The 6,850-nt window shown below is 60.0% G+C and carries 4 protein-coding genes; all 4 read left to right on the plus strand.

The features are described from left to right. The first annotated feature begins 13 nt into the window (after positions 1-13). The 4 genes from VL197_00305 (at position 14) to VL197_00320 (ending at position 6,785) form a co-directional block, all read left to right on the plus strand. Positions 14-1,177, plus strand: coding sequence for a class I SAM-dependent methyltransferase (locus VL197_00305; protein HUJ16417.1), 1,164 nt, complete (start codon positions 14-16; stop codon positions 1,175-1,177). An 8-nt stretch (positions 1,178-1,185) separates the two neighbouring features. Next, a complete protein-coding gene (locus tag VL197_00310; protein ID HUJ16418.1) occupies positions 1,186-2,997 on the plus strand; it encodes an ATP-binding protein in 1,812 nt (603 codons plus the stop codon). A 184-nt stretch (positions 2,998-3,181) separates the two neighbouring features. Continuing rightward, positions 3,182-5,416 (plus strand): cache domain-containing protein, encoded by a 2,235-nt coding sequence (locus tag VL197_00315; protein HUJ16419.1) that lies wholly within the window; start codon positions 3,182-3,184, stop codon positions 5,414-5,416. A gap of 13 nt (positions 5,417-5,429) precedes the next feature. Further along, a complete protein-coding gene (locus tag VL197_00320) occupies positions 5,430-6,785 on the plus strand; it encodes a sigma-54 dependent transcriptional regulator (GenBank protein ID HUJ16420.1) in 1,356 nt (451 codons plus the stop codon). Positions 6,786-6,850: the final 65 nt, after the last annotated feature.

Raw genomic sequence — 6,850 nt, forward strand, 5'->3', positions numbered from 1 at the left:
AGCGGAGGCAGGCATGGACGAGAGCGATATCAAGAAGCATTCCGGCGAACTGGTCATCATGCTCACGCAGGCGACGGCCGCGCTTGCCACGATCCAGGGCATCGAGGTCGGCTTTTTCGACTGGATCCCGGCGAACAAATCGATCACCGCTCAGGAGCTTTCGGGCCAGATGGGCTACGATATAAGCCGGGTCGAACGGTGGCTGCGGTTCGGCGTCGCCAACGGCTATGTCGCCAGCGCGGACGGCGGCTACACGCTGACGACGAAGGGAATGCTGCTCAGGCGGGGAACGCCCGTGCCGGACCTCCTGGGCCTCCATCACATGGTCAGCTTTTTCATCAAGTCCATCAGTCACTCCCGGGATGCATACCAGAAAGGAGTGGGGCTCGACAGCATCACGCAGGGGAACATCAGCCGCGACTATGTTCCGCGCGTGGCGTCCCAGCTCTCGAAAACATCGGCCGAGTTCTTCAAATGGTCCGGCCTCGCGTCGGGCCACACGATCCTCGACCTCGGCTGCGGAGACGGGTCGGTCCTGCGCGAGACGGTCAGGGTATGCCCGGGGATCAGTGCGACCGGCATTGACATGAACAGGCACACGCTGGAGATCGCGAAGCGGAAGAACATCGAGGCCGGCCTCCAGGACCAGGTCGAGTTCCAGCCGGGCGACGTGACGGACCTTTCCCGGTTCAGGGACGGATCCTTCGACTGGGTTTATGCGATCAACGTGTTCCACTTCCTCCCCCATCATAAACGGGACCCCTTCCTGCGGGACATGGTCAGGATATCCCGGTACGGCGTCTTCTTCAACCAGGTTCTCCTGAACAATGTCGCCACCAGCGCCGTGGACGTGCTGCTCTCTACCCTGTTCACCGACTTTACCGGGTTCTTCATCGAATCCGACGCGAACGAGACCATAGAAAAGCTCGGGATGAAGCACTACGGCTTCCTGCCGATCATCCAGGGCGAATCGAGAATGGTCGTCATGTTCACGTCCCGCAACGACATTCCGCTCACCCGCGTGCCGGGCATCCTGGAGAACGAACGGAAAAAGCTGGCCGCAATCGGGATTCTTTCTGCCAAAGACCTCCTGGTGGCCGAGCGGGATGCGCTGGTCAAGCTCGATCTTGACACGGACCACCTGCGGCAGGCCTCCGTGAAGATCCTCTTCCCCTGACCAATGCTATGAGACTGAACGTTTCTCAAAAAATCGCCTACGGCGACATGGTGATCACGGCGTTCATCTTCTCGACGCTCATCCCGTACGTGATCTACAGCATGTCGTTCAGCACGGTGCACCTGGTCCACTACCTGAACGTGACCATGCTGATCCTCTCCCCCCTCGGTCTCGCCTCCCTTTTCTATTTCATCGACCGCTGGGAGTGCCGCCCGATCGAGATGCTTTCCTTCTACCTCGAACGCCGGCTCGACCCGCCCCATGATGTCATGGCCGCCGCCAGGATCAGGACCCTCAATCTGCCGCTCCTGCATTCGGTATCGATTCTCGTCCGCTTCGAGCTGATCACCCTGCTGGACTGTCTCTACATGGGCACGATCGGCGGACTGCCCCTCAGGGATAATATCCGCCTCGGGCTCTACGCGGGCCTCGGCCTTTGCATCTTCCCCATCTTCTCCTTTTTCCTGACCGAGCGGTTCCTCTATCCTGTCCGGCAGATCCTGGCCGAAAAGACCCGGACGGTGCACATCGATGAGTCGAAGATCATTCAGATCAACACCCGGACGCGGGTGCTCTCGATCCTGCTTGCCAGCGTCATCGCGCCCGTGCTCGCGCTCGGTGCGCTTGTCTATCACCGCGTCGGCAAGGAGCTCCTCGTCCGCATTCCCGATCAGATACAGCCGATCATGTCCCAGCTGTCGGGCGTCATCCTGTTCGTGACGTTTATAGCGCTGATCCTGTCTGCAGGCATCGGCATTCTGCTCGCCACCAGCATATCGAACCCCCTGGGGCACATGGTCAAGATCATCCGGGACCTCGAGAAGGGGAACCTGAGAGTGCAGTCCAACCTGCTTTCGAACGACGAGATCGGGGTGCTGGCGGAAAGCTTCGACAAGATGGCCCTGCAGCTGGAGAAGAACAGGACCGAGCTCGAGGACCTGAACCGGAACCTTGAGTTCCGCGTGGCTGAAAAAACGGACAACCTGACGCGGGCCTACGAGCGGCTGCAGCTCTCGAACCGGAACCTCGCCGTGGCCAACCGTGAGCTGGAAGAGGTCAACAAGAAATTGAAGGAGATCGACAAGGTGAAGTCGGACTTCATCTCCATCGTTTCCCATGAGCTGCGGACGCCGCTCACCTCCATCAAGGCCTTCACGGAGCTGATCCAGATGAAGCCCAAAATGACACCTGAGAAGCGGGACAAACTGCTCGGGATCATCAACAGCGAGACGGACCGGCTGGCCCGTCTGATCACCGACATCCTCGACCTGACCAAGATCGAGGCCGGCAAGCTGAGCTGGCATATCACGCGGGTGTCCCTGAACGACATCGTCCAGACCTCGGTCGCCAGCCTGCAGTCCCTGGCGGACAACAAGAGCCTGCAGGTCAAGGCAAACATCCCCGATACGCTTCCGCTCCTTTTCGGCGACCGGGACCGGCTGATCCAGGTCATCACCAACATCCTGTCCAACGCGATCAAATTCACGCCCCAGCGCGGCCGGATAACGGTCGCTGCCCGGATGGAGAACGAATCAGCGCCCCGCGTCGTGGTTGCCGTGACGGACACCGGCATCGGGATCCCGCCGGGAGACCTGGAGCTGATTTTCGAGAAGTTCCGCAGGTCCGGGGACATTCTGACGAACAACAACCAGGGAACGGGCCTTGGCCTCGCCATCACGCGTCAGATCGTGGAATACCACGGCGGAACGATCTGGGCCGAGAGCACCCTGGGACAGGGCAGCACCTTCACTTTCACGCTGCCGTTGACGAAAGAATGGCACACGGAAGGCGAACAGCAATCGCTCGTCGCCTCGCTGTAGCCCGGCAGAGACGCGCCTCCCCTCTCCCGCCGCATCTGATGCCGTCGGGGCGTTCTTTTCGGCCATGCACCCCTCTGCCGCATGGTACGTGTTCCCGAATCTTGACTCTTGACTCCGACTCTCGCCTTTTATCTCACCCTTTTCCTCCTTGACTTTGTGCATCTATTGGAAGTACATTAGCTCCATGTTTCAACGCCTTATCAGGGCCCTCCGGCAGAAAGAGCTCCTCACACCCACGGTATTGATCCTCTCTCTTCTCGTTGTTCTTTCCCTCATCATCATCATCGGACAGTTCTTCCACCAGTCCCTGCAGGAAGAGATGACCGGGCAGTTCAACCAGCAGCAACTCCTGCTGGCCCGCGAGGTGGCGATCAACATCGAGAGCTTCGTGGACGAGGTGTACCGCAACCTCCATGTCATTGCCCGCCTTCCGGACATCGAGAACATCCACAGAAATTCCCGGGTCCGCGCCGTGGCCGAGACGATCACGTTCAGCATCCAGAACGAGATGGTCGTTACCATCCGCGTCGTCGACAGCAACGGCATCGTGCGTTACGACAGCTCCTTCCCGGGCAGGGAGGGCAAAGACCTGTCGCAGACCGACTATTTTCAGAAATCGCGCCTCCTGCCGAGGAACGAGAAGTTCATCACGGATCTGATTCCGGTCCCGGAAAAGCCGGACTCGAAGCAGTTCATCATTGCCACCCCGATCTACCGCCAGACGAAGGGAGAGTTCCCCCGGCGCTTCGGCGGCGTCATGCTCGCCGTGCTCTCCCTCGACGGGATCACCCAGAAATATCTGGCACCGATCAAGTCGGGCGAGCGCGGCTACGCCTGGATGATGGACAGCGAAGGTACCCTGCTCTATCATCCCACGCAGCCCCAGATGGTCGGCAAGAACCTCTACCGGACGGACAAGTCCTGCTTTGCCTGCCACAGAACCTTCGATACTGAAAAGAAGATGATCGAGGGGACCGCCGAGACCTTCGGCTATTATGAAGCCCCCCGCGGGGAGAACAAGCTGGCCGCCTTCTACAAGTTCCCCATTGCGAGAAAATCGTGGCTCGTGGTCGTATCCGCCCCGTACTCCGACGTGATCGCGCTGATGCAGAAAAGCCGGCGCATCTATCAGCTCCTGATCTTCTCGATCTTCGCCACCACCATCGTCGCCTCCTTCGCCACGATCATCTCGAACAAAAAGAAGATCAAGGCGGAAGAGCGGGCCAAGCACCTGGAGAACCATCAGCGGCTCGAGCGGGAGATCGAGATCGCGAAAAACTACCTCGAGAACATCGTGGAGAACACGCGGACGAACCTGATGGTCGTGGACAAGGACCTGATGGTCAGGACCGTCAACTCCGCCGAGGCCGCCACCCTGGGCAGGCCGAAGAGTCACATCCTCGGACGCCGGATCACCTCGCTGTTCCCCGACCGGCTGGCGCCCTACCAGGGCATCCCCTTTGAATCGCTCCTGCAGAAGACGCTCACCGGCAGGAGCTTCGAGCTCAAGGACTACAAAATAACGGGACTGCACGAATCCCCGCTCTACCTTACGATGAACATCAACCCGATCCTGATCGACGGGAAGATCCCGGGCATCCTGATCACGAGCAGCAACGTGACCAAGCGCGTCCAGCTCGAAGAGGCGCTCAAGCTGTATACCGTCGAGCTCGAGGACAAGGTGGACAAGGGCACGGCCACCGCGAAAAAGCTGGAGCAGCAGGTCATGCACTCCGAGAAGCTGGCGGCCCTCGGCAGGCTGGCCGCCGGCGTGGCCCACGAGATCGGCAATCCCCTCACCTCCATCTCCGGCTTCGCGCAGCTCCTGCGCGAGATGGCGACCGACGAATTCTCCCAGAACAGCCTGGACATCATCAATACACACATCCAGCGGATCAACGATATCGTGCGGCGGATGTCAAACTTCGCCCGCGCCGAATCCGTGAACGTCAAGCCGACCCAGCTGAACGAAGTGCTCGCCTCGGCCATGGACCTTCTGCGCCTGGACAAGCGCATGAAGAGCACCATCCAGATCGCGGTCGAACTGGACCCGCAGCTTCCCCGGACCATGATCGATGAAGGCCAGATGTCCCAGGTGTTCATCAACATCGTCCTGAACGCGCTGGACGCCATGCCCGACGGCGGAAGGCTGGCGGTGACCACGAGACTGGGCCAGGACGACCAGGGCAGGGAAGCGATCCTGGTCGGTTTTGCCGACACCGGTACCGGCATACCCCACGAGGACCTCGAGAAGATCTTCGACCCCTTCTACACGACGAAAGAGTCGGGCAAGGGAACGGGGCTCGGACTATCGCTCAGCTACAGCATCGTCAAGCGCTTCAAGGGCGACATCAAGGTGGAAAGCGAACCCGGTGAAGGCACTGTCTTCACCGTGGTACTTCCGATCGAAACGGAATAAGGGAGCGGACAGCATGGAAAAACCGAGCATACTGGTCGTTGACGACGAAAAGGACATCTGCATGGTCCTCAATATCCTGCTCACGAAAGAGGGCTACGACGTGAAGGAGGCCTACAACGGCGAGCAGGCCCTGGAGAAGATCAGGCAGGAGAACTTCGACATTGTCATGACCGACATCAAGATGGACAAGCTGGACGGCTTCGAGGTGCTGAAGCAGGCCCAGGTCATCAGCCCCGAAACATCGGTGGTCATGATGACGGCCTTTGCCTCGGTCGGTTCCGCGGTCGAGGCCATGCGCGCCGGTGCGTCGGACTACATCACCAAGCCCTTCATCAACGACGAGATACGGCTCACGATAAAGCGGATCCTCCAGGGCAGGCAGCTTCAGATGGAGAACCAGATCCTGCGGCAGGAACTGAGCCAGCGGCCGGCCGCCTACAAGAACATCATCGGCAGCTCGGAGCCCATGCAGAAGGTCTATTCGGTCATGGAGAAGGTGACCCCGAGCAAGAGCAACATCCTGATCACCGGCGAGAGCGGGACGGGAAAGGGGCTCGTGGCCCAGGCCATCCACGAGTCGGGGCCCCGCAAGGACAAGCCTTTCATCGCCATCAACTGCGGCGCCATTCCCGAGAACCTGCTCGAGAGCGAGCTGTTCGGCCACAAAAAGGGCGCCTTCACGTCCGCCGTGGAGGACAAGAAGGGCCTCATCACGATGGCCAACAGCGGCACGCTGTTCCTGGACGAGATCGGGGAGCTGCCGCCAACGCTCCAGGTCAAGCTCCTCCATGTCATCCAGAGCAAGGAGCTCACGCCCGTGGGCGACACGCGGGTCATCACCGTGGACGTCCGGGTCATCGCGGCCACGAACGCGGACCTGACCCAGCGGGTCAAGGACGGCCGCTTCCGGGAAGATCTCTTCTACCGGCTGAACGTGATCGAGATCCACATGCCCTCGCTCCGCGAGCGCCGCGATGATATCCCCGTGCTGCTCAAGCACTATCTGCAGATCTTCGCGAAGGAGGCGGAGAAGAACATCAAGGACATCGACTACGAGGCCATGCAGGCGCTCCTGGCCTATGACTGGCCGGGGAACATCCGCGAGCTCCGGAACACCATCGAACGGGCGACCGTGCTGGAAGACGGCGAAATCATCACGATCCACGACCTGCCGGACAAGTTCAGGACACTCGATGTGGAGGGCGTGTCCACGTCATCGCTCCGGCAGGCGCTGGACACCTTCGAGCGGGACTACATCAAGCGGAGCCTGGCAGAGAACAAGGGAAACAAGGAAGATTCGGCAGCCAAGCTCGGGGTCGACCTCGCGACGCTGTACAGGAAGCTGAAGAAGTTAAGAATTGAGTCGTAAGGCTGGGTCTGAATTGTCGGCAGAGAAACGACCGCAATAGCAGTTGTTTTGCAGTGAATGAAGTT

The organism is Nitrospirota bacterium (genome assembly GCA_035516965.1).
Classification (GTDB): domain Bacteria; phylum Nitrospirota; class UBA9217; order UBA9217; family UBA9217; genus MHEA01.